Origin of the sequence: Kingella bonacorsii (genome assembly GCF_016623605.1) — a bacterium.
GTDB lineage: Bacteria > Pseudomonadota > Gammaproteobacteria > Burkholderiales > Neisseriaceae > Kingella_B > Kingella_B oralis.
Map to the genome: position 1 here is coordinate 1 of NZ_JAEHNZ010000007.1, position 23,271 is coordinate 23,271.

The following is a 23,271-nucleotide window of genomic DNA, read 5'->3' on the forward strand; positions in this document are numbered from 1 at the left end:
CTTCGCCGTGCTGATGCTGCATGGCATGTTCCGCGTGCGTCAGCGGCACCCCCGAAAACAACGGCTTGATGCCCACACCGCTGCCACGCGACACACGGCGCACATGGGCAAACTCGCAGCGCCCTTCTCCATCCACCCATTCCGAAAAGCAGCCTGAAATACAACTTGGCTGCCGCCGCACCCACGCCCGAAAATCTTTATCAGTATTCAAAAATCACTCCTTGCTCGGCTGCCCATGCTTCAATCCGCGTTTGGTAATCCGCCATCTGTTGCGTGTTCAGCTTGGTTGTTGATAATCCGATTTTTTGGATTTCGCCGCTGGGCAACACCCGCTCATCGCAGCCGATAAATTGCTGTTTAAAATATTCGTGCCATGTGTCCGCATCGTATCGCCGCCCATCCAACCAAACCTGCTCGGCAATTTGGTTATACAAGCTCCACAAGCGGCGGTTTTGCTCATAGCTGCGCTTGGCTTTATACGGGCGGATAACCACTTCCAAATCGCCATGCGCCGCCAGTAGCTCGGGAACAATGTTTTTGTACAAGTTTTCAAACAAAGGGCGTTGGTTGGACACTTGTAGGCGGAATTTGCGTTCATTCATGTTTATTTTGACAGCGTATGTGCTATCATGCTCCTATGAAAATCGTTATAGACACCAATATCCTAGTGGGCGCGTGCATGGGTTCGCGCGGTTCAAATCGGCTGATTGCCGCTTGCTTGCAACAACGGTTTACCCCGCTGGTTGGCTCTGCCCTGTTGGCGGAATACGAAGACGTGATTGCGCGGGAAAATGTGTTTTCAGGCTGCCCTTTAAACCTTGCCGAGCGCAACCAAGTGCTCAATGCGCTGCTTTCCGTTGCCCAATGGACACGCATTTACTACCTTTGGCGACCGAATTTGCGCGACGAAGGCGACAACCATGTAATAGAACTTGCCGTAGCAGGGCGCGCGCAATACATCGCCACCCGCAACCTAAAAGATTTTGCACGCAGCCAACTACTCTTTCCCGAAATCAAAATCTGCACCCCTGAAACCCTATTGGAGGAAATATGACTACCGTAACCCTACGCATTCCCGATGAAAAACACAGCCGCCTGCGCCTGTTAGCCGAATCGCGCGGCATGAGCGTAAACAAGCTGATGGACGAAGCCGCTACCGTGATGCTGGCGGAATTTGATGCCGAAAACCGCTTTAAAACCCGCGCCGCTTTGGGCGATATTCCCACCGCGCTTGCCCTGCTGGATAAAGCCCTAGCCTGAAAGCAGCTCAATCTCCACCCGCGCTGCCGCCTTGTTCTGCGCCTTGGTTTTTTTAAGATGTATTTCGTCAAACAGCGCATCATCCACGCCGATGGCTTGCGCCATGCCGTCCAATGCAGGCTTCATGGCGGCGAGTAGGTTGTCCAAATCACGCTTACGGTTGTCAGGCGTGTAGAACGTGATTTTTAAACCGCCGCCTGTGTATTTCAGGCTGCCTGAAAGCAAATAGGCTTCTTGGCGGGCTTTGGCTTTGGCTTGCTGCGTGGTTGCCCAATGGTGCCCGTGTTTGCGGTTAGGCATTAGGGCGGGGGCGGGATAGGGGAGTGTGATTTTGTTCATTTCAGGCTGCCTTTTTCAATTCACTTTCAACTAATACCGCGTATCCCGCAATATCCGTCCAGTTATCCACATAATCAGGGTCTCCATTCAACACCCGCGCGATTTTGTGGCAAATCATCTCTAAACTTTCCTTTTGGCTTGCGCTTAATGCGTGCCATTTTGGGGCGGCGTGGAGCGTAGCTTTCAGGTTTTGGGTTAATTGTGCGTGGTTCTCAAATTTGCCGTAGCGCGTTTCACGTTCATTTAATAATTCATTTACTTGCATTTTTCAGGCTTTCATCTTTCGCCAAATAATTCATCAACGGTTCTAAATCCAGTGCAATCTTGGAGGCTTCTGCTTCGCTTTTCGCATTCATCCAACGCTGTTGCAATTCATCCGCGCGGCGTTGGTAGTATTCCAAGCAGATTTGTTTGTATTCATCCATTAAGCTGCTCCACATACGCTTTGCGCTTGGCAATCTGCGCGGCATCGGCAGCCTGAAACCGCCCATTACTGCATTCGCTGTGGCAGGGAATAAACCGCCACGGCTCGCCCTTTTTGCATACCACCGATGCCGATTTCCAACCCCAGTAATCCGCTGCCGCGCGAAAGTCGGCGTGTTGGCAGTTGAGACAAATTTCAGACGGCATGGCGCACCCCTTTCAAATTTTCCAAAATGCGCGAAGTTTGGGTTAAACCCGCCTGTCGCCGCGCCGCCCACGCTTCGGGCGTTTCTTTCAATTCAATCCGCTCGCGCAAACGCATTGGCAAGCAGCCCAACACTTCCTGCACGTTGGGAAACCGCTTCTCGCCCGCCAGCGCATTGCGTTTCGCGTTCGCAAACGCAGTTCCCACCCGCGCCGTATCGTCATCGGCAAGTTGTAACCGCGCAAACTCCTTGCCCCACGAAGCCAGCGTAACGTCCCACGCATCGGCAGCTGGCGGATAGGCTAAGCCACAGCCCAAAAGCTCCAACAACCCATCCGTCATCGCGCCAAACACGCCAATGGGCAACGGCGTAATCACTTTCCCCGATAGCACCGCTTCTTTTGCCGCGCGCAAACACGCCGCCGATTGCGCCGTTGCGCTGATTTTGCGTTCAGGCAGGACGGCATGGTTGATAGCAGGCTGCACCGAAAACGCGCCGCGATTTTTGGCAGCAATCAGGCTTTGTAAAAACTTGTGTTCCCAGCCTGCTTGGTTTTTCGCATCATCACGGCTTTGCCAGTAGCCCACAAATTCCGCCAGCAATGCGCCGTAGGTCGTCAAATCCCAGTTGGGCAACATCGCCCGCTGCACCATTCGCGCCCAGTCTTGGCTTTCAGGCTGCCAAGTGGCAAACATCGCAAAATCCTCGCGCGCGGTAGATGATGAAGATATTGGTTTATGGTTTATGGTTACTGGTTCTACGTAAAATTCAGCGTTACTGTTCGTTACGGTATCGTTACGGTCATCGTTACTGCCCGCGTTACGCTGCGTTACTATTTCGTTACTATTAGCGTTACGGTTTTCGTTACGCAAATCGTTACGCGCCTTATCCAGCAAAGAACGCAAACCAGTTAAACTCATTGATTTATCAAAAGAAATGCCAAGATTGGATAATTCCGCGCACAATTTTTTATGCTCATCACGCACCCGTTTTTGACGCTCCGCGTTACTCAAAGGCTCGTTACGCTGCGTTACGGTTTCGTTACTATCCACGTTACTGTTCGTTACGGTATCGTTACGGTCATCGTTACTGCTCGCGTTACGCTGCGTTACTATTTCGTTACGGTCGTTACTATTAGCGTTACTTTCGTTACGGTGCGCCCAACGGTAAGCATGAATTTCCTTATCAATGCGCGCGTGATGCCACTTGCCATTTTTCAGCGTAAAAAATTCTTTCAACACATCTTGCAACGCCTGTTTCTCATCATCGGTTTTCAGGCTGCATTTGTGCGCCAACACATCTAAATCCTTGCTTAACGCCGCTTCCGTGTCGTAATACATATCAATCAACAGCCGATACACATAACGGGCAAGGTTGGATAAATGCCACGTTGCCCCACGAAAATCGTTAATATGAAAAGCGTAGAAATTCATACCGCTTCCTTTATTTCCAACTTCTGCGCCAGCTTCTGCAAGCCCAGCGGCGTAACCATCACTTGCTTAAATGCGTGCCCGTTTTTCTCATCAGTCCGATACTCAAACCAGCCACGCCCCAAATATTCCTGATACACACATAACTGCCTGCCCGCATCACGAAACAGCATCTTTCTAGCCAACAGCCAGTCAATAAACGGCGTTTGCTTCCACTTCAACAGCTTTGCGCTTTCCCGCAAGCATTGCGAACCTTTGGCTGCGCCCAAGCGGGTTAAAGCACCGCCAGCAATCAACAATTTGCGCTCCGCATCACGCCGCGCCGTTTCCGCTTCAATAAACGCCTTGGCAGCCTGCAAAGGGTCGTTAAAATCAATTTTCATGCTGCCTGAAAGTCGCTTCTCGCAGTCAATAAAATACTGCCGCGCCCGTTTGCCCTTCTCGTTGCGCTCCACCATGCTTAATTCTTTTGCCATGTCTAGCGACAAAAAGTAGTCAATGCGCGGTCTGCCTTGGGTTTTTGATAAATTTGTCAAAAAGTCCACGCCGTCTAAAAAGCCGTAATCTTCAATGCGATTTTTTATCCAGTTTGAAAATTCCTGTTTGCTTTCCAAAAACGCATGAAGCTCACGCGCGTTTACCGTTTGTTGCGCCTGCCCGGCTACGGGGCGATTGACGAGTACAAATAATTCGGTCATAATCAAATCTCCGTTTATCAAATATGTAAGTAATTCAGTCATTGCCCACGTTTGCCGCGTGGGCTTTTTCTTTACCGCTTTATCCAAGCGATAAAACGTTGAAACCAAGCTGCTTTGACGGGTATATAAATGTTTGCCATAATTTCCCCGTCATATTCTGCGTGCGCGACTGCCTTGATTTTTTCCTTAGCTTCATCAGGCGATGCCGCAAAAATATTGACTGCCCATTTTTTGCCGCCGAAGTGGTAAGAGAATTGGTATTCTTTTAATTTCATTGGAGGGTTTCCCTATGTATTTCACAATCTACAAAGATACCGCTGGTCAATGGCGTTGGAATTTAAAAGCCGCCAACCATGAAATCATCGCGTATGGCGAAAGCTACACAACCAAGCAAAACTGCCTTCATGCGATTGAGTTAATCAAAAGCACAAACGCCAATACGCAAGTTGTTGAAGTGTGATGTGCAAGCCCTATGCTTTTGCGTAGGGCTTTTTTCTTTTTAGTCATTACTGGTCTCCTTTCAATTCGGGCCATATCTGCGCCCAATCATCAGGGCGTAGGTCGCGGCGTGTTACTAAGCCGCCCGTGGCTTGTTCAATTTGAACACAGCGTTTGACAGGGATAGGACGTTTTTTCGCAATCCACGCTTGAAGCGTTGGTTGGCGAACACCCAACAACGTTGCCATTTCTTGTTGCGTTTTATCGGTTAAATACTCTTTTAATCGTTCCATTTTGGCATCTCTATAAACAATGCCTATATTTTAGCTGAAAAAAATAGCCCATTCAATAGCTATTGACTGTTTAGCTTGCATTGGGAATAAAATATAGCCTTTGGCTATATTAACGATGGAGATTTTAAAATGTACACAGGAGAAAAATTAGGCGACGCGATTAAAGCGGCAATGAAATTAAAAGGCGTTACACAATTAGAAGTTGCAGAGAAGTTTGGGGTAAAGCAGCCATCTGTTGCAGGTTGGATAAAAAACGGCAGAATAGGTAAGAAACATATTGATGATTTAATTGAGTATTTTTCCGATGTTGTTTCCCCGTCCCATTTTGGGATTGAAAATATGGTTACCATTCCAGAACTTTATGCAGGTTACCGCACCGATGAAGGCAACTACACACTCAACCCCAGTAACACCCAAGACAAAATACTGATAGAACAACTAGACATCACAGGCGCGCAAGGCAACGGCGAGCCTGCCCTTTACGACTATCCCGACTTGCTTAACATCATCGGTTTTTCCTACGAGCAAGGCTATAAACTATTTGGGCGGCGCGATACCAGCAAAATTAAACTGGTAAGCACCGTGGGCGACAGCATGAGCCCCACCATCCCCAGCGGCGCAACCATCTTTCTAGACATCAGCGAGCAACGCTTTATGGGCGATGCCATCTATTTTTTCTATTACCGTGGCGACCTATATCTCAAACGCCTGCAAAAACTCCCCAATGGGCTATTTGCCAAATCTGACAACAAACAATACGACCCATTCTGCATTGAGCCAGAATACGAACATGAATTTAATATTCTCGGACGCTACACAGGGATTATTCACATAGAAGTAACAGGATAACCCGCATCGCGGGCGTGGTTAAGCAGAAAATCAAGCTGTATTGAGAGGTTAAAATGAGCGGAAGAAAATTAACACATGGATTAGAAGATTGCGCTTTGTTGCAACAAGAAAATTCAATCCTAGCATTGGATACTTTTGTAGAGCCATCATACTTGGTTATTTTGGCGGCGTTTGTAACACATAACAACATTGACCCTGCCCGCATACACATTAAAAGCCATCATATCCGCAGATACTTAGAAACGATAGGCTTTCATCAAATACTACACAACCAAGAATTATCCGTTTGCCGTCCAAACTTAGGGAAAAATTATTCCATGTTAAGTTCCCTGGATAATGAAAGCGTAACAGAAATTGCCAATCAACAAATTATTAGTTGCATCAATCATTTCACAAATAATCATCGCAGCGATGGTTTAGACAAATTAAAAGAAGTAATTGGTGAGCTGCACGATAATGTTTGGTCGCATGGTATGTGCCGCGGTTTTTCTATGGTGCAACGATACAAAAGCAACGGACACGACGAAATGGTATTTGCAATTGCAGATACAGGCGGAGGCTTTTTAAGAGAACTAAACAGGATTGGAGGCATTGCTGGCGTAGCTAACCATAGCCAAGCCATAGAGTGGTGCATCCAAAAAGGGCATTCCAGCAAAAAAATAGAAGGAGAAAAAGAGGACGGCTGGGCGCAACAATTGCCGTCTGACATTATAGGCAACCCCATGCGCGGGTTAGCACGATACAGGAAAGAGAACAATCACGCAGGATTAGGATTGGCAAAACTGGTGGAGTTAATTGATTATTATGATGGGAGTTTACAAATAATTTCGGGGGATGCACTCTTGTCAAGACACTTACGCAAAACTACAATGCAACCCATCTCTTTATTTTGGCACGGAGTGGTAATCTGCTTTAAACTTCCTTATTATGGCTTACAAGTAGCTGCCATCAAAGAAAGCGTAGATGAATTACATTCCATATTATCAAAAATAATTGAGGACTACCGAAAGGAGTAATGATGCGTGAAATAGTTATTCGGCTCCCGCAAGGCAGCCCAACATTAAGGCGAAACGCCATACCTTATCGGGATAACATTTTTGAAGCATTCAAAAATCCAAATATTGATAAAATTGTATTGGATTTGGCAGGCATTGATATTATTTCAGGTTCTTTTGCTGATGAATGTGTTGGTGTACTGGTAGGGGTTTATGGCTTAGATGCTGTTACGCAAAAATTAAGACTAAGAAATGGCAATGGTTCTGCTGAAAAAAGCATTGTGAGAGCAATGTTAGATAGAGCATCCACCCCCGCATAAACCTACATACGGAGGCATTCTCATGGGATTAACCGAAATCAAAGTTGCCGACCAAGTAACACAATACAGCACTTATGAAGACGGCGAAACCGTATGCCGCGCTATCCGGTCAGCCTTGCGGGAAAGCGAATGCGTCGCCGTATCGTTCGAGCGGGTAGTTGGTGTGCCCTCCTCGTTTGTTAATGGGCTATTGAACGACATTATCGAAGAAATTGGATTGGCCGGCATTAAACAGCGTATCCGAATCACACATTCAACCAAAATCATCAACGACATGCTGAAACGAAAATTCAACCTTGTATCGTTGCATAATGCATAACCCGCCTTAACAAGCAGCCTGCCCCCCGTTTTGGGAAGTGCAGGCTGCTTTTTTTACCGCCCTTGTGGCGGTTTTTTTGCGCCTTGTGAAAACTTTGTTTTGTTTAAAAACAATGGGATAGCTGATTATTACTAAATTTATAATCATTGCCTATTGATTATTTATAGGCAATGATTATAATACACCCATCGCAACAAACAACAGCAAGGAGCAAAAAGATGACCCTAGCCGAAGCCCTAGCCAAGATTGAACAAAATAAAGAGCAACTCAAACAGCCTAAGCAAGATTACCAACCCCAACCCAAACAAACCCGCAACCAAGCCCGCGCCCAATACAACTTTATGCGCGGGATGCCCTAAGGAGACCAAAATGAAAGAAGTCAAACTCACCCTAGTAGAACACACCCGAGGCAAGGAAGACCAAACCATAGCTCATGTAAAAGCCACCAAACACGGCAAACAAGCCGAACTACGATTTATCGGACGCAAAGAAGTGATGAAGTTTCCCACCCTAAACGAAGCATGGGCATGGCTGCAACGCAACACCTACCGCAACAACCCCAGCACCTACTTTTTAAGCGCGGACAGCATCGCAACGCTAAAAACACTCTAACCCAAAGGGGGCGCAAGCCCCCACAAGGAGACCACCATGCACGCCGCCCCAAACAACGCCCTATACAACAACCAATTAAGCCAAGCCATCCAACAAGTAGATGCCGACCTATCCAGCGGCGACGAACAACTCTGCGACTGGACGCAAGCCCTGCCAGATGATGAAGCCGCCGATATTTTGGTTGAATACACCCCTAACAACGAACTCAACAGCCTATTAGGCTACATCGCCCGCTATCTCAACGGCGACGAGCAAGACATTAGCCTGCGCGAGCTAACCGACCGATGCATCACCGCGCAAACCACGACAGAAATCCAAACCCAGCAAGACGAACAACAAAAGCAAAACGCATGGCACAAAATGGTGCGGCACTACCACGCCAACATCCTAGAACGCGATTATTAACACCCATTCAGGCAGCCTGAAACCCCATGAAATACTTTTACCCACCACAGGAAACCGACATGAAAACCCGCATCACAGCCACCGCAGCCCTAATCTTTGGCTTTGTGCTAGGCGCATTCAGCGCCGCCCAAGCAACCAAACCAGAAACACAACCCAAACCGCAGCCCGTTATCAAAACCTACGACTGCGACACCCTGCAAGACATTCCCGGCGAGTTGCAAACCAACCCATCCGCCGCCCATCCCATCCAACGCCTGCGCGACCAATGCGAGCAACAACGCAATGCCCTGCTATTGCAAAAAACATGGGACAAAGACCCAACCGCAGGCATCGTATTGGAGCGCGGCGATGAATAGCTGGACGCAACTCTTAACCCCGACAAAGCTAGAAAAAACCTTCGCCAACAAACCGGTAGGCGGCAAACCATCCAGCAAACCAAAATCCATAGAGATACGCACCCCGAGCGGCGAAATCAAACGCTTTAACAGCACCGTACAAGCAGCCCGATACATGGGCGCATCCCGCATAACCATAGCAAGGTTATGCCAAGAGCAACAAACCGACCGCCACGGCAACCACTACCGCTACATCTAGGAGCAAAAACATGGAATACGACCAAGACGACGACAACAGCGAATACTGGCAAACAGTCGGGCAATGGGAGCAATGGCAGGATTTGGAAGCCCAAACCCAGCCCGACCCCATAGAAACAGACGAAACTTTCCCGCCATTCTAGGAGCAAACATGAGCATCACCACCCTAATTCTAGGCGAAAGCGGTACAGGCAAAAGCAGCAGCATGATGAATTTAGACCCGGCCCAAGTCGCCCTCATCCAAATTGTCAAAAAGCCCCTGCCATTCCGCCCCAAAGGCTGGCAAACCGCCGCCGAAAACCAACAAGGCAGCCTGAAAGCCACAGGGCAAGGCGGCAACATCTACATCACCGACCTTAGCGAGCAAATCTGCCACATCCTGCTCAAAATCACAAAAGACATCATAGTGATAGACGACTTCCAGTATTTGATGGCAAACGAATTCATGCGCCGCAGCGAACAAAAAGGCTACGACAAATTCACAGAGATTGCCCGCCACGCATGGGACGTCATCAACACCGCCACAACCCTGCCCAACCAAAAACGCATCTACATCATGGCGCACACTCAAACAGACGAATTTGGCAAAGTCAAAGCCAAAACCATAGGCAAGATGCTAGACGAAAAAATCACACTAGAAGGCTTGTTTACCATTGTTTTAAGAACCCAAGTAGAAAGCGGGCAATACAGCTTCCGCACTCAAAACAACGGCAACGACACCGTAAAAAGCCCCATCGGCTTATTTGACACCGACACCATCCCCAACGACCTAGCCGCAATAGACCAAACCATCTGCGACTATTACCAACTCAAACAGGAGTAAAACCATGTTCAAAATCAACACCCAACAAGCCCGCGCCTACGACCAACGCGGCGGCTACATCAACGAAGCAGGCAAATACACAGGCATCATCAAAGCCGCCGTGTGGCACATCGGCGAAAGCCCCAAAGGGCGCAGCGAAAACGTCAAACTCGTGTTTGAAAGCGACAGCAAACAAAAAGCCACCTTCTTCATCAATACCAGCTACCAGAACGGCATACCCAACGACGGCGGCATCCAAACCATCAACGCCCTACTCGTATGCCTACGCGAGCGCGACAGCGGCGACCCCACCCCCGCCACCATTACTGAATACAACCCCGACAGTAAACAAGACGAACAAGTCCAACGCGAATGCTTTACCAAGCTACACAACAAACGCATCGGCATCGTTGTCCAAATGGAATGGCAAGACGGACAAGACAAACCCCAACCCCGCCTATACAGCCTATTTGAAGCCGATACCGAGCTAACCGCCAGCGAAGTGCTGGACCAAAAAACGCAGCCCGAAAAGCTAGGCAAAATCATGGCATACATCGCCGAAAAACCCCTGCACGACAAACGCAAAACGCAAAGCGCACCACAACCGCCGCAACGACAAGCAACACAGCCCGCCCCCGCGCTCCCCGTAGACGACATTGACGACGATATTCCCTTCTAGCAAAAAAAGCAGCCTGAAAAGGCTGCCCCAACCAGAAAGACCAAAACACCATGCTCAAAATCTACCTAGACATAGAAACCATTCCCGACCAGCGCCCCAGCGCGTATGAAGCCACGCTAGAAGCCACCAAAGCCAACTTCAAAGCCCCCGGCGACCTCACCAAAGAACAAGCCGCCGCCGATTTAGGCATCAGCGACAAAGACGCCATCAAATACACATCCAAAGCCACCATGATTGCCCAATGGGAAGCCGAAATGCGCGACACCAAAGCCCCTGAACTAGCCCAAGCCAAGCACCGCAAAACCGCCCTAAACGGCGGCTACGGGCAAGTCCGCCTAATCGGCATCGCCGCCAACGACAACCCTGTAAGCGTGCTGGAAAACGCCAACGAAGCCACCCTGCTGCAACAATTTAACCAATGGATAACCGAGCAACTGAACGGCTTGCCCAAAAACGCCATCCACTTTATCGGGCACAACATAGAATGGGACTTGCGCTTTCTCTACCACCGCTTCGTGATTAACCGCATCGCCCCAGCCGCCCACCTAATCCACAACCGATACAGCGAACACCTGTTTGACACCATGCAAGCATGGGCAGGCTACGGCAGCCACATCAAACTAGACGAGCTATGCACCATTCTAAACATCCCCACCCCCAAAGACAGCCTAGACGGCAGCCAAGTGTGGGATGCTATCCAAGCAGGGCGCGTGCAAGAAGTCGTCGACTATTGCGCCCGCGACGTTGCCGCCACCCGCGAAGTGTATCGCCGATTGAATTTTATCAACGCCTGAAAGACAGCCTGAAACCCGAAGTATAGGAACCCCGCAATGACCGTTATCACCGTCAAAGACCAAAGCCCTACCGAGCAAATCCTAAGCAGCCTGAAAACATGGCAGCGCGACGCCAAAAAATCCAATCAGACTGGCCTGTACGACCTGTTGGCCGAAACCGCCGCCCACATCAAAAAGCAGGAAAAAGCCCTAAATGACGAAGGTAAAAAAGTGTTTGAAGAATTTACCCACACCCCCGCCGACGCCGCCTTTTCCGACTACATCCGCGCCCGCGCAGGCTACCGGTGCGAGCGCTGCGGCAAACAGTACAAAGCCAAAAGCAACGGCCTGCAGTGCAGCCACCACTTCAGCCGCCGCCACTACAACATTCGCTTTGACCCCGACAATGCCGCCGCCCTGTGCCACCACTGCCACAACTACTGGTATTCCAAAGACGTCCCCGAAGCCGCCCGCTGGCTTGAAGACAAAATCGGCCAAGCGCGCGTAAACCGCCTGATTGCCCTGAAAAACCAAAAACAAAGCAAACCCACCGCCAGCGAAGAAGCCGCCATCGCCGAAAAATACCGCCAACTGAAGGAGCAGCTATGAGCATCGCCCGCCTCACCGACGCCCTGTTCGACCAACTCGACCGTCTCGAAAGGCTCGACCCCGAAGACACCGAACGCATGAATGCCGAAATCGAACGCGCCCGCGCCGTCCACCTGGTCAGTGGCGACATCATCGAAACCGGCCGCCTCACCCTTGCCGCCGCCGAAATGGTCGGGCGCGGCATCAACAGCCCGCTATTGGAGAAACTCGAATGAACGCCGGCCAATTCAAAAAAGGGCAAATACCGTGGAACAAAGGCAGCAAAGGCATCATGCCCAAACCCATCAACGGCTTTCAAAAAGGCAACAAATGCTGGAAAGAGCGCCCCGTCGGCAGCGAACGCAAAACCCGAGACGGCATCGAAGTCAAAACCGAAAACGGTTGGATACCGCGCGGTCGCCTTGTTCTGGGCACCTTTCCCATCGGATACGTTGTCCTGCACATCGACGGCGACCGCTACAACGACGCCCCCGACAACCTGATAGCCATCCCCCGCGCCGTATCCGTAACCCTAAACCGCTGGGGCTACAAACACCAACCCCCGAGCCTGCGCCGCGCCTTTATCGCCCGCGCCATGCTCAACCACAGGATAAAGCAATGCAAATCATCGAAATCTACCGCCGCCTGAACCAATACCCCAAACGCCTGCAAAAACCCATGCGCGCCCAACTCAAAGCCCTGGTACTCAAGCAGCGCAAAACCATTCACGAAACAGGAGAGCCCAAATGACCCAACAATTTAAATTTGGCGACCGCGTGAAATACCGTGCTACTGATTTTTTATTTATTCATGACAAAGGCGACGGACGCGCCCATGTGGTGAGTGAAACAGGCGTATCAGGGGCTGTGTTAATTAGTAATTTAACCCTGATTTCTCACCCCGACACCGTGCGGCTGGATTGGCTGGAAAAGAACCGCGCAATCTTGTACCACAACATCGCAGAAGACATAAAACACGGCTGCGCACCAATAGAAGTCGGATGCTGGCATGGAGAAAAGCCGCACGGCGGCTGCACTGTCAGAGAAGCCATCGACACCGCTATGCGCGAAAAGGCAGCCTGAAATGCGCTACGGCAGCCTGTGCAGCGGCATCGAAGCCGCATCCGTAGCGTGGGAACCGTTGGGCTGGCAGCCTGCATGGTTCGCCGAAATCGAACCGTTTCCCTGCGCCGTCCTGTCCCACCATTGGCCGCACGTCCCCAATCACGGCGACATGACGCGGCTGGTCGGCAAAATACTCAACGGCACGGTTGAAGCCCCTGATGTTTTGGTCGGCGGCACGCCGTGCTTCACGGCGGGACATCTTGTACTGACCGAAAAAGGTTACAAGCCCATCGAACACATCCGCCCGGATGATTTGGTCGTAACCCATCAAGGCCGCCTGAAACCAGTTGTCCGTGTGGGCCGCACGGTGAAAACGGTAGGGCGCATGAAAGCCGTCGGGCAACCGCAGGGAATAACCTGCACGCCGGAGCACCCTTTTTACTCGCAGATTTGGCAGGCAAAGCCCGCCAAACAGAACGGCAGATATTTTAGAGACGTCTCCATAACCTCCCCGGAATGGACTGCTGCCGCCGAAATGCCAGGCAGGCAGTGGATTTCACTGACCGCGTTTGACGTGCCACGCACAGCGAAGCTGCACAGCAGGCTGGCAGATGCAGACGTTATGCATATCGCAGGCTTCTACTTGGGAGACGGCTGGATACGCCGTTGGACGGATAAAAACAAAAAAGCCGTGGTTTTCGGGCTGAATGCCGAAAAATACCAAGATTTCCGCAGCAGCTTTCCGGACGTCGCACATTGCGTGTCGCAGGAAAAGACCGTTGTCAAAGTTACCGTTTGCGACACGGAGCTTGCCGGACTGCTTTCGGCGGAATTTGGCGAAAAGGCGGCGGGCAAAACCCTGCCCGCATGGGTTTTGTCCCATCCGCACAGGCAGGCACTGTTCGACGGCTATATGCGCACGGACGGAAGCCGTACCGGCAACGGATACGCCGCGAACACCGTTTCCCAAGCACTCGCCTACGGCATATCCGCTTTGGCGCAGACATTGGGATACGCCGCATCCGTAGCCAAAGTGAAAACCGCCGCAACCACCGTAATACAGGGACGAACCGTGAACCAAAGCGACTATTTCCAAATGCGCTGTTTCCGTCTGGACGGCTCGCGAAAAAGCCGCACCGACGCAAACCGCCTGCTGCGAACCGTGCAGGCATTTGAAGAAACCGCCGCACAAACCGTTTACAACATCGAAGTTGCCGACGACCACAGCTATATCGTCAACAACGCCGTCGTTCACAACTGCCAGGCGTTCAGCGTGGCAGGACTGCGCGGCAGCCTGCAAGACGAGCGCGGCAATTTGACCCTTACCTTAATCAGGATTTTAGATGCAATTGACTTTATTCGCGCCCGAAACGGGCAGCCGCCCTGCATCCTCGTTTGGGAAAACGTGCCGGGCGTACTCAGCACCAAAGACAACGCCTTCGGATGCTTTTTGGGCGGGCTGGCTGGAGAATATATGCCGCTTGTCCCAACAGGGAAAAAATGGACGAACGCAGGTTGTGTGCTTGGACACAAACGCCGCATCGCGTGGCGCATCCTTGACGCGCAATATTTCGGAGTGCCCCAACGCCGCCGCCGCGTCTTCCTTGTCGCAAGTGCTGGAAACGCAGACCCCGCAGAAATACTTTTTGAGCGACAGGGCGAAACAGGGGATTTTGGAGCGGGCGCGGAAACGCGGGAAGACCCTGCCGCCTTTATTGAAGGCAGCTTTGGAACTTACAGGCAATCCGCCGTCGGCGGAACGGTGAAAGCCAGCGGCGGGGCATTGCAGGGCGGCAGCGAAACGCTGCTTGTCTGCATCCACGGCAACACCATAGGCAGGCAGCACCACAACGGCGGCAACGGTACGGGCGCGATACAGGACGGAACAAGCTACACCCTGACCGCCACCGACCGGCACGTCATATCCGACGGGCTGCACATCCGCCGGTTGTCCCCCACCGAATGCGAACGTTTACAGGGATTCCCCGACAACCACACGCAAATCCCGTGGCGCGGCAAACCCGCCGCCGAATGCCCGGACAGCCCGCGATACAAAGCCGTAGGCAACAGCATGGCCGTCCCCGTGATGAGATTTATCGGCAAGAGAATCCAACACGAAATAACCGATTCAACTAATCCATAAAGGAAACAGAAATGACAGACGGAAAAGAAAATTTGGAACGCAAGGCGTTTGAAGAATGGTATTGCAGCAAAACAAGCGAATCTATCGGAATGAAACGCTACCCGAACGGCCGCTTTCGCAATCCTGAAACGGAAAACATGTATCTCGCATGGCGCGCCGCGAAGAGCCATGCGGCGCAGTCGGAATGGATAAGCATAGAGGACAGGATGCCTGAGGTAAACCAGTCTGTCTTGGTATTAAGAAATTGGAATGGCAAATTATCTCAATGTGTAGACAGGCTCGAATTACACCATGACTGCGAAAAACCCGAAGGAGAACAAGATTGGTATGATTTTTTGTATTCGTATATTTGCGAAGTAACCCACTGGCAACCGCTTCCAACCCCGCCAAACAAGGAGATAAATAATGGCAGCACATAAACACGCAGCTTTGATGCTGCAATACGCGAAAGACGCAATGGAGACGGATAAGCCGTGGGAGCGGTGGGAGTGGTTTGATGATAAGTCGTGGTATCCGTGTTCGAATCCCCCCGTCTGGGAAGTTAATATGAAATACCGCCGCAAACCCCAAACTATCAAAGTCGGCAAATGGGAGTTTCCGAAACCGATTGCCTTTACCCCTGAAAAAGACACAATCTATTGGGTTATCAGACTGCATCCAGAAGGTTTCGCTCCTGATGATTTGATTTGGAGCGGCGATGAAACCGATTTCGACCTGTTGGAGAATCGTATGATTCACTTATCCCGCGAAGCCGCCCAAGCCCACGCCGATGTGTTGAATGCGATTTGCAGGGGGGATGTGTGATGAATATTCCCCCAATCTGCGGATACTGCAATATGCAGACCGAAATAAAGACTGGGCAGTACGTCTATCCGCACCGCCGAGACTTATACGAGCTGAATTTTTGGGCATGCCCGAATTGCGGGGCATATACGGGATGCCACAAAAAAGGCGCACGGGTTAACCAGAATGGAGGAATCGTTATATCAGACGGCACTCTTCCCCTTGGCGTCCCCGCGAATGCCGTCCTACGTAAGCTACGGATGAAAGCACATAGCCTATTTGACCCTGTTTGGAGGAATGGGACAATCCGCAGAAAAAAAGCCTATGCACGAATGGCGGCACATTTAGGGATTTCAAGGGACGAATGCCATATATCTCATTTTGACGAGAGAAAAATCAAACGGTTTATTGATGCCGTGCCTATCGTTTTTCCTGATGAGAGGGCGGGAATATGACTACAACCTGCGCGTGGGAAACCGCGCTTCCATCGCCCGCTGGTTATGCCGCCAAGCCGAGCAGCAAACAGGCGTGTTTGTGGGCAGAAACCTAGAAGCGCGGGAAGCTAAGATTGCCACGCAGCTTATGAAAGAGTTGATTTGAAAATTTGAAGGAGCAAGAATGAAACAATCCGAGACCAATGATGAATTATTGACGCCGGAAGACGTTGCCAAGATATTATGCCTTTCCAAGCGAACTTTTTTAGAGCGTTATGCTATTCGTCCTGATTTCCCCGGTCGTATCGCCATATCCAAACGTAAATTTTGGTGGAAACAAAGTGAAGTGATGATATGGCTGGAACGAAACAAAGAAAAGCGCGCGGCAGTATGAAAAAAGGAGCATTCCATCTTGAATGCTCCTTTTACTGAAAAATGCATTTGCACCAAACTTACACCAAGCTACTTGCAAATTATTGTTTATATTAAATATCTTGGTGCGGATGGAGCGCACCGCACTGCGCGAACGCATCCACGACATCGAGCTCAATTATCAATCCAAAAACGACACCAAAGAGCTGCGCCGCGAGATTTTGGAGGGGCTGGCCGAAATCAAAAGCAGCCTGCACCATGTGAACGAAAAACTAGACCGGAAAGCCGACAAACCATGACCGCCAGAGACCCTGTATTACAAGCACTTGCCGAAATCCGCGCCAAGCAGGATGAGACCATCCGCCTGCAGGAGCGCATGGATGCGCGGCTCGACCAAATCCACGACGACTGCAAAAAAACCGCGCGTGTGAACGGTGCGGTGGCGGGCGGTTTGTCGGGCGCGGTGGTGTCGGCCACCATTGCGCTTATCAAAGCCAAAATCGGGGTGTAGCCATGGCCTACCCCGTGGAAATGCAAAAGCAGCTGCGCGATTTGTATGTGCTGCGCTACCTGTCGCTGGAGGAAGCGGCCAAGGAGCTGGGCATCTCGTTTGCCACTGCCCGTGCGTGGAAGGCGAAGGCGCAGAAAAACGGCACGGATTGGGACGTGGAGCGCGCGGCGCAAATCCGCGTGGACGGCAAGGACAACCAATTAACCAATGTGGTGTTTTTAAAGATGATGGCGCTGCTGGAGCGCAACATCGACCGCCTGAGCCATGACGAGGACATCGAGCCTTTGGAGCTTGGCAAAGCCCTTATCGGGCTGGGCGATACGTTGAGCAAAACCACCGCGCTGGGCGCGCGCATCATGCCCGAAGTGAACCGCGTGGAGCTGGTCATGCGGATGGTCCGGCTGATTGGCGACACGGTGCGCGAGGAGCGGCCGGATATTGCGCCTTATTTTGTGGAGCTGTTGGAGCGCCTTGCGCCCGATTTGGCACAGATTTGACACGCGGCCACGGCCGCATTTTTTACGGATTAGCTTATGGCACGGGTGGCATTTAAAAACTCATACAACCGCGACAAAAAGGCGTTTTTGCAGGAGCTGGCAGACTATGCGGCGCAGCTGCGGCAGTTTGTCGAGGCATCGGTGGACGGCTTTTCGGGCAAGCCTGCGGACATTGCCGCGCGCGTGGCCAAGGTGCTTGACCCGGTGCACGGCTTTGAGTTTTTTTGCAAAACCTATTTTCCGCATTACATGACCCACGCGGAAAAATCGGACTTGCACGAGTACCTGTTTTGCAGGCTGCCTGAAATCGCCGAATCGCCCGAAAGCTGCTCGGACGTTATCGGCGCGTCGCGTGGCGAAGCCAAATCCACCATCTGCACGCAGCTGCACACGCTTTGGCGCATTGTGACTGGGCGGACGCATTTTGCACTGATTGTGATGGACAGCATCGACCAAGCCTACCCCATGCTGGAGACGATTAAGGCGGAGCTGGAGTTTAACGGCCGCCTTGCCATGGATTTTCCGCAGGCCTGCGGGGCGGGCAAAACATGGCAGGCGGGCTCGATTATTAACGCCAACAACATCAAGGTGTGTGTGGCGGGCTCGGGCAAAAAGCTGCGCGGCATGCGCTTTGGCCCGTACCGCCCCGATTTGGTGGTGCTGGACGACATCGAGAACGACGAGCAGGTGCAAAACCCGACCCAGCGCGCGAAATTGCAAAGCTGGCTGGAAAAGACCATCGAGCCTTTGGGCGGCGTGGGACGCAAGATGGACATTATCTACATCGGCACGGTGCTGCATTACGACAGCGTGCTGGCGCGCACCCTGAAAAACCGCTTTTGGCGCGGCAAACTGTTTAAGGCGGTGGTGCGCTATCCCGACAATATGGATTTGTGGGAGGAGTGGGAGACCCTGTGGCGCAACGACGGCGAAGAGGTGGCGATGGCGTTTTATCACGCCCGCCGTGCCGATATGGAGCGCGGCGCGAAAACGTCTTGGGCGGCGCGCGGCATCCTTGCGCTAATGAAAATCCGCGCCAAAATCGGCAGCCACTCGTTTGCCTGCGAATACCAAAACGACCCTGCCAGCGGTGACGACGCGCCCTTTGCGGATTTGATGGACAAATGCTTTTACGCCGCCCTGCCGGGGGATGTGGTGTATTTCGGCGCGCTCGACCCGAGCCTGGGCAAGGCGGGCGCGAGCCGCGACCCGAGCGCAATTATCGTGGCCGCGCTGCAATGGAGCACGGGCAAGCTGTTTGTGGTGGAGGCGCAGATTAAAAAGCGTGTGCCGGATTTGATTATCGAGGACGTTATCCGCCTGCACCAAATCTACCGCTGCGCGCTGTGGTTTGTGGAGACGGTGCAGTTTCAGGAGTTTTTAAAAGACGAGCTGGTTAAGCGCAGTGCGGCGCGCGGCTGCCCCGTGCCCGCGCGGGCGGTGAAACCCGTGGCGGACAAACTCTTGCGGATTGAGAGCCTGCAGCCGCACATGGCCAACGGGCTGATTTTGCTGCGCCCCGAACACCGCGTGCTGCTGGAGCAGCTGCGCCATTTCCCGCACGCCGACCACGACGACGGCCCCGACGCGCTGCAAATGGTGTGGGCGGGCGCGCTGGCCAATGCCGCGCCGATTGAGTGGCACAGCACAGCGGACGACGATTTCGACGATGCGGACATCCGCAGCAAATGGGCGCGCTGATTTCAGGCGGCCTGCAACCCTTTAAACGGTATTTAAACCATGGCAAAACGAGACAAAAAGACCGCAAAAATCCCACAAGGCACGCAAACGGATGATGCGCGCATTACCGCCAACGGGCGCGTGATTGCCGAGCACCCGAGCCACCAGATTACGCCCGCCAAGATGCGGCTGCTGTTTGAGGACGCGGAGAGTGGCGACATTACCGCGCAGCACGAGCTGTTTTTGGATATTGAGGAGCGCGATTCGGCGGTGGCATCCGCCCTGCAGACACGCAAGATGTCGGTGCTGGGCTTGGATTGGCAGATTGCCGAGCCGCCGCAGGCCACCGATGCCGAAACGCGGCTGGCGGCGGAAGTGCGCGGCTATATGCAGGGCTTGGCGGATTTTGACGATATGCTGCTGGATATGATGGACGCGGTGGGGCACGGCTTCGCGGCGCTGGAAATCACATGGCAGTTTTCGGGCAGCCTGCAACTGCCGCAGTCGTTTAAACACACCCCGCAAAGCTGGTTTCGGTGGGACAAGCACGACAATTTGCTGCTCAAAACGCCCGACAATCCGATGGGCGAGCCGCTGTGGTCCTACGGCTGGGTGGTGCACCGCCACAAAATGCGCAGCCATCAGGCGGCGCGCAACGGCTTATTCCGCACGCTGGCGTGGCTGTATATGTTTAAGCATTACTCGGTACATGATTTTGCCGAGTTTTTAGAGCTGTACGGCCTGCCCATCCGCATCGGAAAATACCCCGCAGGCGCGACAGAAAAAGAAAAACGCACGCTGCTGCGCGCGGTGGCGGAAATCGGCCACAACGCGGCGGGGATTATGCCCGAGGGCATGATGATTGAGCTGCACCAAGCGGCCAACGGCACGACGGCGGCGAACAACCCCTTTATGACGATGGTGGAGTGGTGCGAAAAATCCGCCACGCGCCTGATTTTGGGGCAGACGCTGACCAGCGGCGCGGACGGGCGCGCCAGCACCAACGCGCTGGGCAAAATCCACAACGAGGTGCGGCGCGATTTGACCGTGTCGGACGCCAAACGGCTGGCGCAGACCATCAACCGCCAGCTGATTGAGTCGTTTGTGCGGGTTAATTTTGCCCACGCCGCCGACGTGCGCCTGCCTGTGTTTGAGTTTGACACCCGCGAGACGGCGGACTTGGCCACGGTGGCGGAAGCCCTGCCCAAGCTGGTGGATGTGGGCGTGCAAATCCCCGAGCGCTGGGCGCGCGACAAGCTGGCGATCCCCGATGCGCTGGACGGCGAGATGCTGCTGGGGCGGGCATCAGATGACAAAAAAGGCGCGAAAGACGCGCCAAAGCAGCCTGAAAACAACAAACCGCCTGCTGCATTGAACTACCGCCATGTTGCCCTGAATGCGCAAGGGCAAGTTGCCCCTGCTTGGGATGTGGCGTTTGAAAACGGCGTGGAAGATTATTTGCGCGATGCGGCGTTTGCTGCGCAGCTTGAACCGATGTTGCAAGAATTGGGACGAGCGATCGCCGAAGGCGAGGATTATGAAGATGTGGAAAACCGCCTGCTTGCTGCTTATCCCACGCTAGACACGCGCCGCATGGAAGCGGCTTTAACGCGGGTGTTGTTTGTGGCGGATTTGTGGGGGCGCGCGCAGCCGTAATCTTGTGTCCCGTAGGCAGCCTGAAACCCTTTTTTTGAGTCAATCTATACCATGCAACCCAATTTATCCTTAGCCCTAAACCTGCCACCCGAAGGCGCGCTGCGCTATTTTGACAGCTTAAACCTGCCCTTGCCTGCCAACGCTGGCGAAGCCATCGCCCAAGCAGCTGCCAAGGCGCGCAGCATTGCGGGCATCCAACAACAAGAAATTGTGGGCGATTTGTTGAACAGCTTGCGCCAAAGCGCGGCGGAGGGCACACCCTTTGCCACATGGCGCAAAAATATGCTGACGATGCTGCGCGAGCGCGGGCTGGCTTTGGACAAAGCGGGCGATATGGTGCAACAAGGCATAGGCGAAGTGGTGGGCACGGGCTTAACGCGCCATCGTTTGCAAACCATTTTTCAAACCCAAATGACCAACGCACGCATGGCAAGCCTTTGGCAAAAGCTGCAAGAGAACAAAGATGCCCGACCCTATTTGCAATACAGCGCCATTAACGATGCGCGCACGCGCCCCGCGCATCGGGCGTTGGATAATGTGGTGTATCCGATTGACGACCCCTTTTGGGATTATTTTTACCCACCCAACGGCTTTCGCTGCCGCTGCTATGTAGTGGCGTTAGCACCACGCGATGTGGCGCGCTCGGGGTTGACTGTATCCCACAGCCAGCCCGAGCAGTTTAGCGAAATCACCATCACTAACCGCAAGGGGCAAAGCCACACGCGCACGCGCATCACGCTGGATGATGGCAGGAGCTTCACACCCGACAGGGGCTTTGACCACAATGTGGGCAAAAGCCATTTGGCGCAGCTGGGGCAGTTGCAGATGGAGCGGGCGGTGGATTTGCCGCCGCGGCTGGCGAGCATGGCGGTGGAGGAGGCGTTGAAAGATGAGCGGTTGAGAAAGGCGGTGTCAGACTATTTGACACAAGCCTATCAAATGTTGCGAACCCAAAATCGCCCTACCAATCAGCCTATTTTTGTGGGTGCGTTGCCTTTGACCATACTGGATGCGATGGCGGCGGCTAATTTAAGGCAGCCTGAAAACGCGCTTATCGCTTCATCCGATAGTTTATTGCGCCATGCGCTGCGGGATGTGAAAGCGGGCGTAGGTAAAACGCTGCCCGAAGATTTTTGGGCAAACATTGCCGACCATTTGCGCGAGCCCGAAGCCGTTTACTATGATGAAAAAGGTGCGCTGTTGTATTTTTACTCCGACCCAAATGATAAAAATAAACTGTACAAAGTAGTTTTAACATTGGATTACGATGGGTTTAAGCGCAGCAAAAATCCAAACAATGGGCAACGAGAAAATTTAATATTAAATGCTTTGGATACAGGGACAAAGATAGATAGGTCGGGAATGCAATGGGGAAGTTATACCCATATTAGCGGTAAGAAATTTTAAATGAAAAAGCCCGAATTAATCGGGCTTTGAAGTAAGCAGTGGTGGGACTTGAACCCACATCATAGCCCTGCCGTAGCAACGCTAACCTTTTGCCGCAACCGCGCAACGCGCGGCTCGCTCTGACCTTACGGTTGAGCATAGGAAACTCCTGCTTACACCACAAGGGGCGTTGGGACTCGAACCCACATAATACTAACGCAAGCTGTTGCGCCGTAACCGTTACCATTTGGAAACTACCCCTTGCTGTTGGCATTTTAACCCCATTTAAACCCATGGAACAAGATGATTGAAATCCAAATAGACAACCTTTTTGTGGTGCAAAATCAGATAGAACGCTTATCGCGCGGCATCAGCGGCGATAACCGCTATTTGCTGATGCGGCGGCTGGCGGGCGCGATGCGCTATGCGGTGGCGCAAAATTTCAAACAGGGCGGTCGCCCTGAATGGCTGGCGTTGAAATATCGCAGCGGCATTCCGCTAAACGACACAGGCGCGCTGCGGCAAAGCATAGATGAGCTGTCGGATAACGATACCGCGCTGGTGGGCACGAATATGGTTTATGCGGCGATTCATCAATTTGGTGGCTGGGCGGGGCGTAATCGCAAAGTCTATATCCCTGCGCGTCCGTTTTTGCAATTAACCAATGAGGACAAGCAGGATTTGATGGATGATGTGCAGGATTATTTTGCCAGTTTGCTATGA

44 protein-coding genes are annotated in these 23,271 nt (G+C 52.4%); 34 read left to right on the plus strand and 10 right to left on the minus strand.

Translation table 11 applies throughout. The features are described 5' to 3' along the window. Both JDW22_RS13200 and JDW22_RS13205 read right to left on the minus strand, forming a co-directional pair. Positions 1-211: hypothetical protein (locus JDW22_RS13200; RefSeq protein ID WP_200523434.1), on the minus strand; the 211-nt coding region annotated here is incomplete at its 3' end. Continuing rightward, positions 201-602: a recombination protein NinB gene (locus tag JDW22_RS13205; protein WP_200523435.1), complete on the minus strand. Its 402-nt coding sequence runs from the start codon at positions 600-602 to the stop codon at positions 201-203. The genes JDW22_RS13205 and JDW22_RS13200, both read right to left, overlap by 11 nt. Before the next feature lie 35 nt (positions 603-637). On the opposite strand from JDW22_RS13205, the gene JDW22_RS13210 reads away from it, so the two are divergent. Both JDW22_RS13210 and JDW22_RS13215 read left to right on the plus strand, forming a co-directional pair. Continuing rightward, on the plus strand, positions 638-1,054 hold the full coding sequence (locus JDW22_RS13210) for a putative toxin-antitoxin system toxin component, PIN family (protein WP_200523436.1): 417 nt from the start codon (positions 638-640) through the stop codon (positions 1,052-1,054). Then, positions 1,051-1,260 (plus strand): toxin-antitoxin system HicB family antitoxin, encoded by a 210-nt coding sequence (locus JDW22_RS13215; protein WP_200523437.1) that lies wholly within the window; start codon positions 1,051-1,053, stop codon positions 1,258-1,260. The genes JDW22_RS13210 and JDW22_RS13215 overlap by 4 nt, the downstream gene beginning before the upstream one ends. Here JDW22_RS13215 and JDW22_RS13220 read toward each other — a convergent pair. The 7 genes from JDW22_RS13220 to JDW22_RS13250 all read right to left on the minus strand — a co-directional run bounded on the left by JDW22_RS13220 (position 1,252) and on the right by JDW22_RS13250 (position 4,631). Next, positions 1,252-1,599, minus strand: coding sequence for a RusA family crossover junction endodeoxyribonuclease (locus tag JDW22_RS13220; protein WP_200523438.1), 348 nt, complete (start codon positions 1,597-1,599; stop codon positions 1,252-1,254). The two genes, JDW22_RS13215 and JDW22_RS13220, sit on opposite strands and share 9 nt — an antisense overlap. A 1-nt stretch (position 1,600) precedes the next feature. Next, positions 1,601-1,864, minus strand: coding sequence for a DUF6378 domain-containing protein (locus JDW22_RS13225; protein ID WP_200523439.1), 264 nt, complete (start codon positions 1,862-1,864; stop codon positions 1,601-1,603). Then, positions 1,851-2,024, minus strand: a complete 174-nt coding sequence (locus tag JDW22_RS13230) for a hypothetical protein (protein ID WP_200523440.1) — start codon at positions 2,022-2,024, stop codon at positions 1,851-1,853. The genes JDW22_RS13225 and JDW22_RS13230 overlap by 14 nt, the downstream gene beginning before the upstream one ends. Continuing rightward, on the minus strand, positions 2,017-2,229 hold the full coding sequence (locus tag JDW22_RS13235) for a hypothetical protein (protein WP_200523441.1): 213 nt from the start codon (positions 2,227-2,229) through the stop codon (positions 2,017-2,019). The genes JDW22_RS13230 and JDW22_RS13235 overlap by 8 nt, the downstream gene beginning before the upstream one ends. After that, positions 2,219-3,661 carry a DUF1376 domain-containing protein gene (locus JDW22_RS13240; RefSeq protein WP_200523442.1) on the minus strand — a complete coding sequence of 481 codons (1,443 nt, stop codon included), beginning with the start codon at positions 3,659-3,661 and terminating at the stop codon, positions 2,219-2,221. Before JDW22_RS13240 ends, JDW22_RS13235 begins: the two co-directional genes overlap by 11 nt. After that, on the minus strand, positions 3,658-4,356 hold the full coding sequence (locus JDW22_RS13245; protein ID WP_200523443.1) for an antA/AntB antirepressor family protein: 699 nt from the start codon (positions 4,354-4,356) through the stop codon (positions 3,658-3,660). Before JDW22_RS13245 ends, JDW22_RS13240 begins: the two co-directional genes overlap by 4 nt. A 71-nt stretch (positions 4,357-4,427) precedes the next feature. Next, positions 4,428-4,631, minus strand: a complete 204-nt coding sequence (locus tag JDW22_RS13250) for a hypothetical protein (protein WP_003794882.1) — start codon at positions 4,629-4,631, stop codon at positions 4,428-4,430. Positions 4,632-4,645: 14 nt separating this feature from the next. Between JDW22_RS13250 and JDW22_RS13255 the strand changes: the two genes are divergently transcribed. Then, entirely contained in the window at positions 4,646-4,816 is a 171-nt protein-coding gene (locus tag JDW22_RS13255) for a YegP family protein (RefSeq protein ID WP_003794881.1), read from the plus strand. 46 nt (positions 4,817-4,862) lie between these two features. Here the strand turns inward: JDW22_RS13255 and JDW22_RS13260 are convergent, their stop codons facing one another. Further along, the gene (locus JDW22_RS13260; RefSeq protein ID WP_200523444.1) at positions 4,863-5,087 is read right to left on the minus strand and encodes a transcriptional regulator; all 225 of its coding nucleotides are present in this window, start codon (positions 5,085-5,087) and stop codon (positions 4,863-4,865) included. A 129-nt stretch (positions 5,088-5,216) separates the two neighbouring features. On the opposite strand from JDW22_RS13260, the gene JDW22_RS13265 reads away from it, so the two are divergent. The 31 genes from JDW22_RS13265 (at position 5,217) to JDW22_RS13405 (ending at position 23,271) form a co-directional block, all read left to right on the plus strand. After that, positions 5,217-5,936, plus strand: a complete 720-nt coding sequence (locus tag JDW22_RS13265; protein ID WP_200523445.1) for a S24 family peptidase — start codon at positions 5,217-5,219, stop codon at positions 5,934-5,936. 53 nt (positions 5,937-5,989) lie between these two features. Next, positions 5,990-6,952, plus strand: coding sequence for a hypothetical protein (locus JDW22_RS13270; protein WP_200523446.1), 963 nt, complete (start codon positions 5,990-5,992; stop codon positions 6,950-6,952). A gap of 2 nt (positions 6,953-6,954) precedes the next feature. Then, complete coding sequence (locus tag JDW22_RS13275; protein ID WP_200523447.1) at positions 6,955-7,251, plus strand: STAS-like domain-containing protein; 297 nt, start codon at positions 6,955-6,957, stop codon at positions 7,249-7,251. A 22-nt stretch (positions 7,252-7,273) separates the two neighbouring features. Next, a complete protein-coding gene (locus JDW22_RS13280; protein WP_200523448.1) occupies positions 7,274-7,570 on the plus strand; it encodes an STAS-like domain-containing protein in 297 nt (98 codons plus the stop codon). 218 nt (positions 7,571-7,788) lie between these two features. Continuing rightward, entirely contained in the window at positions 7,789-7,929 is a 141-nt protein-coding gene (locus JDW22_RS13285) for a hypothetical protein (protein WP_200523449.1), read from the plus strand. Positions 7,930-7,939: 10 nt separating this feature from the next. Beyond that, positions 7,940-8,182 carry a hypothetical protein gene (locus JDW22_RS13290; RefSeq protein ID WP_200523450.1) on the plus strand — a complete coding sequence of 81 codons (243 nt, stop codon included), beginning with the start codon at positions 7,940-7,942 and terminating at the stop codon, positions 8,180-8,182. Positions 8,183-8,218: 36 nt separating this feature from the next. Next, positions 8,219-8,587 carry a hypothetical protein gene (locus tag JDW22_RS13295; protein ID WP_200521636.1) on the plus strand — a complete coding sequence of 123 codons (369 nt, stop codon included), beginning with the start codon at positions 8,219-8,221 and terminating at the stop codon, positions 8,585-8,587. 59 nt (positions 8,588-8,646) lie between these two features. Continuing rightward, positions 8,647-8,943 (plus strand): hypothetical protein, encoded by a 297-nt coding sequence (locus JDW22_RS13300; RefSeq protein WP_200521637.1) that lies wholly within the window; start codon positions 8,647-8,649, stop codon positions 8,941-8,943. Beyond that, a complete protein-coding gene (locus tag JDW22_RS13305; protein WP_200521638.1) occupies positions 8,936-9,181 on the plus strand; it encodes a hypothetical protein in 246 nt (81 codons plus the stop codon). The genes JDW22_RS13300 and JDW22_RS13305 overlap by 8 nt, the downstream gene beginning before the upstream one ends. Positions 9,182-9,191: 10 nt before the next feature. Beyond that, entirely contained in the window at positions 9,192-9,323 is a 132-nt protein-coding gene (locus JDW22_RS14050) for a hypothetical protein (RefSeq protein WP_268884205.1), read from the plus strand. A gap of 8 nt (positions 9,324-9,331) precedes the next feature. Beyond that, a complete protein-coding gene (locus tag JDW22_RS13310) occupies positions 9,332-10,003 on the plus strand; it encodes an AAA family ATPase (RefSeq protein WP_200521639.1) in 672 nt (223 codons plus the stop codon). 4 nt (positions 10,004-10,007) lie between these two features. After that, complete coding sequence (locus JDW22_RS13315; RefSeq protein ID WP_200521640.1) at positions 10,008-10,661, plus strand: hypothetical protein; 654 nt, start codon at positions 10,008-10,010, stop codon at positions 10,659-10,661. 50 nt (positions 10,662-10,711) lie between these two features. Next, on the plus strand, positions 10,712-11,455 hold the full coding sequence (locus tag JDW22_RS13320; RefSeq protein ID WP_200521641.1) for a 3'-5' exonuclease family protein: 744 nt from the start codon (positions 10,712-10,714) through the stop codon (positions 11,453-11,455). Between the two features lie 36 nt (positions 11,456-11,491). Beyond that, a complete protein-coding gene (locus tag JDW22_RS13325; RefSeq protein ID WP_200521642.1) occupies positions 11,492-12,043 on the plus strand; it encodes a restriction endonuclease subunit S domain-containing protein in 552 nt (183 codons plus the stop codon). Then, positions 12,040-12,258 carry a hypothetical protein gene (locus JDW22_RS13330; protein ID WP_003794833.1) on the plus strand — a complete coding sequence of 73 codons (219 nt, stop codon included), beginning with the start codon at positions 12,040-12,042 and terminating at the stop codon, positions 12,256-12,258. The genes JDW22_RS13325 and JDW22_RS13330 overlap by 4 nt, the downstream gene beginning before the upstream one ends. Beyond that, on the plus strand, positions 12,255-12,671 hold the full coding sequence (locus JDW22_RS13335) for an HNH endonuclease (protein ID WP_200521643.1): 417 nt from the start codon (positions 12,255-12,257) through the stop codon (positions 12,669-12,671). The genes JDW22_RS13330 and JDW22_RS13335 overlap by 4 nt, the downstream gene beginning before the upstream one ends. Beyond that, positions 12,641-12,772, plus strand: coding sequence for a hypothetical protein (locus tag JDW22_RS14055; RefSeq protein WP_268884206.1), 132 nt, complete (start codon positions 12,641-12,643; stop codon positions 12,770-12,772). The genes JDW22_RS13335 and JDW22_RS14055 overlap by 31 nt, the downstream gene beginning before the upstream one ends. Next, positions 12,769-13,104 (plus strand): hypothetical protein, encoded by a 336-nt coding sequence (locus JDW22_RS13340; RefSeq protein WP_200521644.1) that lies wholly within the window; start codon positions 12,769-12,771, stop codon positions 13,102-13,104. Before JDW22_RS14055 ends, JDW22_RS13340 begins: the two co-directional genes overlap by 4 nt. Continuing rightward, on the plus strand, positions 13,031-15,229 hold the full coding sequence (locus JDW22_RS13345) for a DNA cytosine methyltransferase (protein WP_200521645.1): 2,199 nt from the start codon (positions 13,031-13,033) through the stop codon (positions 15,227-15,229). The genes JDW22_RS13340 and JDW22_RS13345 overlap by 74 nt, the downstream gene beginning before the upstream one ends. Positions 15,230-15,240: 11 nt before the next feature. Continuing rightward, on the plus strand, positions 15,241-15,648 hold the full coding sequence (locus JDW22_RS13350) for a DUF551 domain-containing protein (RefSeq protein WP_200521646.1): 408 nt from the start codon (positions 15,241-15,243) through the stop codon (positions 15,646-15,648). After that, positions 15,635-16,033 carry a hypothetical protein gene (locus tag JDW22_RS13355; protein WP_200521647.1) on the plus strand — a complete coding sequence of 133 codons (399 nt, stop codon included), beginning with the start codon at positions 15,635-15,637 and terminating at the stop codon, positions 16,031-16,033. Before JDW22_RS13350 ends, JDW22_RS13355 begins: the two co-directional genes overlap by 14 nt. Next, positions 16,033-16,467, plus strand: a complete 435-nt coding sequence (locus JDW22_RS14200; protein ID WP_200521648.1) for a zinc-finger-containing protein — start codon at positions 16,033-16,035, stop codon at positions 16,465-16,467. The genes JDW22_RS13355 and JDW22_RS14200 overlap by 1 nt, the downstream gene beginning before the upstream one ends. Beyond that, positions 16,448-16,612 (plus strand): hypothetical protein, encoded by a 165-nt coding sequence (locus tag JDW22_RS13365; RefSeq protein ID WP_200521649.1) that lies wholly within the window; start codon positions 16,448-16,450, stop codon positions 16,610-16,612. Before JDW22_RS14200 ends, JDW22_RS13365 begins: the two co-directional genes overlap by 20 nt. Before the next feature lie 18 nt (positions 16,613-16,630). Next, entirely contained in the window at positions 16,631-16,840 is a 210-nt protein-coding gene (locus tag JDW22_RS13370) for a helix-turn-helix transcriptional regulator (RefSeq protein ID WP_200521650.1), read from the plus strand. Positions 16,841-16,922: 82 nt separating this feature from the next. After that, positions 16,923-17,117: a hypothetical protein gene (locus JDW22_RS13375; protein ID WP_200523451.1), complete on the plus strand. Its 195-nt coding sequence runs from the start codon at positions 16,923-16,925 to the stop codon at positions 17,115-17,117. Beyond that, entirely contained in the window at positions 17,114-17,329 is a 216-nt protein-coding gene (locus JDW22_RS13380) for a hypothetical protein (protein WP_200523452.1), read from the plus strand. The genes JDW22_RS13375 and JDW22_RS13380 overlap by 4 nt, the downstream gene beginning before the upstream one ends. A gap of 2 nt (positions 17,330-17,331) precedes the next feature. Next, positions 17,332-17,826 (plus strand): DUF1804 family protein, encoded by a 495-nt coding sequence (locus JDW22_RS13385; protein WP_200523453.1) that lies wholly within the window; start codon positions 17,332-17,334, stop codon positions 17,824-17,826. Between the two features lie 36 nt (positions 17,827-17,862). Continuing rightward, positions 17,863-19,527: a phage terminase large subunit gene (gene terL / locus JDW22_RS13390; protein ID WP_200523454.1), complete on the plus strand. Its 1,665-nt coding sequence runs from the start codon at positions 17,863-17,865 to the stop codon at positions 19,525-19,527. Positions 19,528-19,566: 39 nt separating this feature from the next. After that, positions 19,567-21,162 (plus strand): DUF935 domain-containing protein, encoded by a 1,596-nt coding sequence (locus tag JDW22_RS13395; protein ID WP_200523455.1) that lies wholly within the window; start codon positions 19,567-19,569, stop codon positions 21,160-21,162. A gap of 51 nt (positions 21,163-21,213) precedes the next feature. After that, on the plus strand, positions 21,214-22,569 hold the full coding sequence (locus JDW22_RS13400; protein WP_200523456.1) for a phage head morphogenesis protein: 1,356 nt from the start codon (positions 21,214-21,216) through the stop codon (positions 22,567-22,569). A gap of 282 nt (positions 22,570-22,851) precedes the next feature. Continuing rightward, positions 22,852-23,271, plus strand: coding sequence for a phage virion morphogenesis protein (locus JDW22_RS13405; protein ID WP_200523457.1), 420 nt, complete (start codon positions 22,852-22,854; stop codon positions 23,269-23,271).

What these genes read in the sequence shown, in the direction of transcription:
- JDW22_RS13350 (WP_200521646.1), top strand. Translation starts at nt 15,241, where the DNA reads ATGACAGACGGAAAAGAAAATTTGGAACGCAAGGCGTTTGAAGAATGG.
- JDW22_RS13270 (WP_200523446.1), top strand. Translation starts at nt 5,990, where the DNA reads ATGAGCGGAAGAAAATTAACACATGGATTAGAAGATTGCGCTTTGTTG.
- JDW22_RS14050 (WP_268884205.1), top strand. Translation starts at nt 9,192, where the DNA reads ATGGAATACGACCAAGACGACGACAACAGCGAATACTGGCAAACAGTC.
- JDW22_RS13315 (WP_200521640.1), top strand. Translation starts at nt 10,008, where the DNA reads ATGTTCAAAATCAACACCCAACAAGCCCGCGCCTACGACCAACGCGGC.
- JDW22_RS13325 (WP_200521642.1), top strand. Translation starts at nt 11,492, where the DNA reads ATGACCGTTATCACCGTCAAAGACCAAAGCCCTACCGAGCAAATCCTA.
- JDW22_RS13310 (WP_200521639.1), top strand. Translation starts at nt 9,332, where the DNA reads ATGAGCATCACCACCCTAATTCTAGGCGAAAGCGGTACAGGCAAAAGC.
- JDW22_RS13220 (WP_200523438.1), bottom strand. Translation starts at nt 1,599, where the DNA reads ATGAACAAAATCACACTCCCCTATCCCGCCCCCGCCCTAATGCCTAAC.
- terL (WP_200523454.1), top strand. Translation starts at nt 17,863, where the DNA reads ATGGCACGGGTGGCATTTAAAAACTCATACAACCGCGACAAAAAGGCG.
- JDW22_RS13250 (WP_003794882.1), bottom strand. Translation starts at nt 4,631, where the DNA reads ATGAAATTAAAAGAATACCAATTCTCTTACCACTTCGGCGGCAAAAAA.
- JDW22_RS13400 (WP_200523456.1), top strand. Translation starts at nt 21,214, where the DNA reads ATGCAACCCAATTTATCCTTAGCCCTAAACCTGCCACCCGAAGGCGCG.
- JDW22_RS14055 (WP_268884206.1), top strand. Translation starts at nt 12,641, where the DNA reads ATGCAAATCATCGAAATCTACCGCCGCCTGAACCAATACCCCAAACGC.
- JDW22_RS14200 (WP_200521648.1), top strand. Translation starts at nt 16,033, where the DNA reads ATGAATATTCCCCCAATCTGCGGATACTGCAATATGCAGACCGAAATA.
- JDW22_RS13405 (WP_200523457.1), top strand. Translation starts at nt 22,852, where the DNA reads ATGATTGAAATCCAAATAGACAACCTTTTTGTGGTGCAAAATCAGATA.
- JDW22_RS13255 (WP_003794881.1), top strand. Translation starts at nt 4,646, where the DNA reads ATGTATTTCACAATCTACAAAGATACCGCTGGTCAATGGCGTTGGAAT.
- JDW22_RS13305 (WP_200521638.1), top strand. Translation starts at nt 8,936, where the DNA reads ATGAATAGCTGGACGCAACTCTTAACCCCGACAAAGCTAGAAAAAACC.
- JDW22_RS13285 (WP_200523449.1), top strand. Translation starts at nt 7,789, where the DNA reads ATGACCCTAGCCGAAGCCCTAGCCAAGATTGAACAAAATAAAGAGCAA.
- JDW22_RS13235 (WP_200523441.1), bottom strand. Translation starts at nt 2,229, where the DNA reads ATGCCGTCTGAAATTTGTCTCAACTGCCAACACGCCGACTTTCGCGCG.
- JDW22_RS13365 (WP_200521649.1), top strand. Translation starts at nt 16,448, where the DNA reads ATGAGAGGGCGGGAATATGACTACAACCTGCGCGTGGGAAACCGCGCT.
- JDW22_RS13340 (WP_200521644.1), top strand. Translation starts at nt 12,769, where the DNA reads ATGACCCAACAATTTAAATTTGGCGACCGCGTGAAATACCGTGCTACT.
- JDW22_RS13380 (WP_200523452.1), top strand. Translation starts at nt 17,114, where the DNA reads ATGACCGCCAGAGACCCTGTATTACAAGCACTTGCCGAAATCCGCGCC.
- JDW22_RS13245 (WP_200523443.1), bottom strand. Translation starts at nt 4,356, where the DNA reads ATGACCGAATTATTTGTACTCGTCAATCGCCCCGTAGCCGGGCAGGCG.
- JDW22_RS13215 (WP_200523437.1), top strand. Translation starts at nt 1,051, where the DNA reads ATGACTACCGTAACCCTACGCATTCCCGATGAAAAACACAGCCGCCTG.
- JDW22_RS13225 (WP_200523439.1), bottom strand. Translation starts at nt 1,864, where the DNA reads ATGCAAGTAAATGAATTATTAAATGAACGTGAAACGCGCTACGGCAAA.
- JDW22_RS13210 (WP_200523436.1), top strand. Translation starts at nt 638, where the DNA reads ATGAAAATCGTTATAGACACCAATATCCTAGTGGGCGCGTGCATGGGT.
- JDW22_RS13230 (WP_200523440.1), bottom strand. Translation starts at nt 2,024, where the DNA reads ATGGATGAATACAAACAAATCTGCTTGGAATACTACCAACGCCGCGCG.
- JDW22_RS13355 (WP_200521647.1), top strand. Translation starts at nt 15,635, where the DNA reads ATGGCAGCACATAAACACGCAGCTTTGATGCTGCAATACGCGAAAGAC.
- JDW22_RS13280 (WP_200523448.1), top strand. Translation starts at nt 7,274, where the DNA reads ATGGGATTAACCGAAATCAAAGTTGCCGACCAAGTAACACAATACAGC.
- JDW22_RS13260 (WP_200523444.1), bottom strand. Translation starts at nt 5,087, where the DNA reads ATGGAACGATTAAAAGAGTATTTAACCGATAAAACGCAACAAGAAATG.
- JDW22_RS13265 (WP_200523445.1), top strand. Translation starts at nt 5,217, where the DNA reads ATGTACACAGGAGAAAAATTAGGCGACGCGATTAAAGCGGCAATGAAA.
- JDW22_RS13205 (WP_200523435.1), bottom strand. Translation starts at nt 602, where the DNA reads ATGAATGAACGCAAATTCCGCCTACAAGTGTCCAACCAACGCCCTTTG.
- JDW22_RS13275 (WP_200523447.1), top strand. Translation starts at nt 6,955, where the DNA reads ATGCGTGAAATAGTTATTCGGCTCCCGCAAGGCAGCCCAACATTAAGG.
- JDW22_RS13290 (WP_200523450.1), top strand. Translation starts at nt 7,940, where the DNA reads ATGAAAGAAGTCAAACTCACCCTAGTAGAACACACCCGAGGCAAGGAA.
- JDW22_RS13320 (WP_200521641.1), top strand. Translation starts at nt 10,712, where the DNA reads ATGCTCAAAATCTACCTAGACATAGAAACCATTCCCGACCAGCGCCCC.
- JDW22_RS13300 (WP_200521637.1), top strand. Translation starts at nt 8,647, where the DNA reads ATGAAAACCCGCATCACAGCCACCGCAGCCCTAATCTTTGGCTTTGTG.
- JDW22_RS13370 (WP_200521650.1), top strand. Translation starts at nt 16,631, where the DNA reads ATGAAACAATCCGAGACCAATGATGAATTATTGACGCCGGAAGACGTT.
- JDW22_RS13345 (WP_200521645.1), top strand. Translation starts at nt 13,031, where the DNA reads ATGGAGAAAAGCCGCACGGCGGCTGCACTGTCAGAGAAGCCATCGACA.
- JDW22_RS13395 (WP_200523455.1), top strand. Translation starts at nt 19,567, where the DNA reads ATGGCAAAACGAGACAAAAAGACCGCAAAAATCCCACAAGGCACGCAA.
- JDW22_RS13385 (WP_200523453.1), top strand. Translation starts at nt 17,332, where the DNA reads ATGGCCTACCCCGTGGAAATGCAAAAGCAGCTGCGCGATTTGTATGTG.
- JDW22_RS13330 (WP_003794833.1), top strand. Translation starts at nt 12,040, where the DNA reads ATGAGCATCGCCCGCCTCACCGACGCCCTGTTCGACCAACTCGACCGT.
- JDW22_RS13240 (WP_200523442.1), bottom strand. Translation starts at nt 3,661, where the DNA reads ATGAATTTCTACGCTTTTCATATTAACGATTTTCGTGGGGCAACGTGG.
- JDW22_RS13335 (WP_200521643.1), top strand. Translation starts at nt 12,255, where the DNA reads ATGAACGCCGGCCAATTCAAAAAAGGGCAAATACCGTGGAACAAAGGC.
- JDW22_RS13295 (WP_200521636.1), top strand. Translation starts at nt 8,219, where the DNA reads ATGCACGCCGCCCCAAACAACGCCCTATACAACAACCAATTAAGCCAA.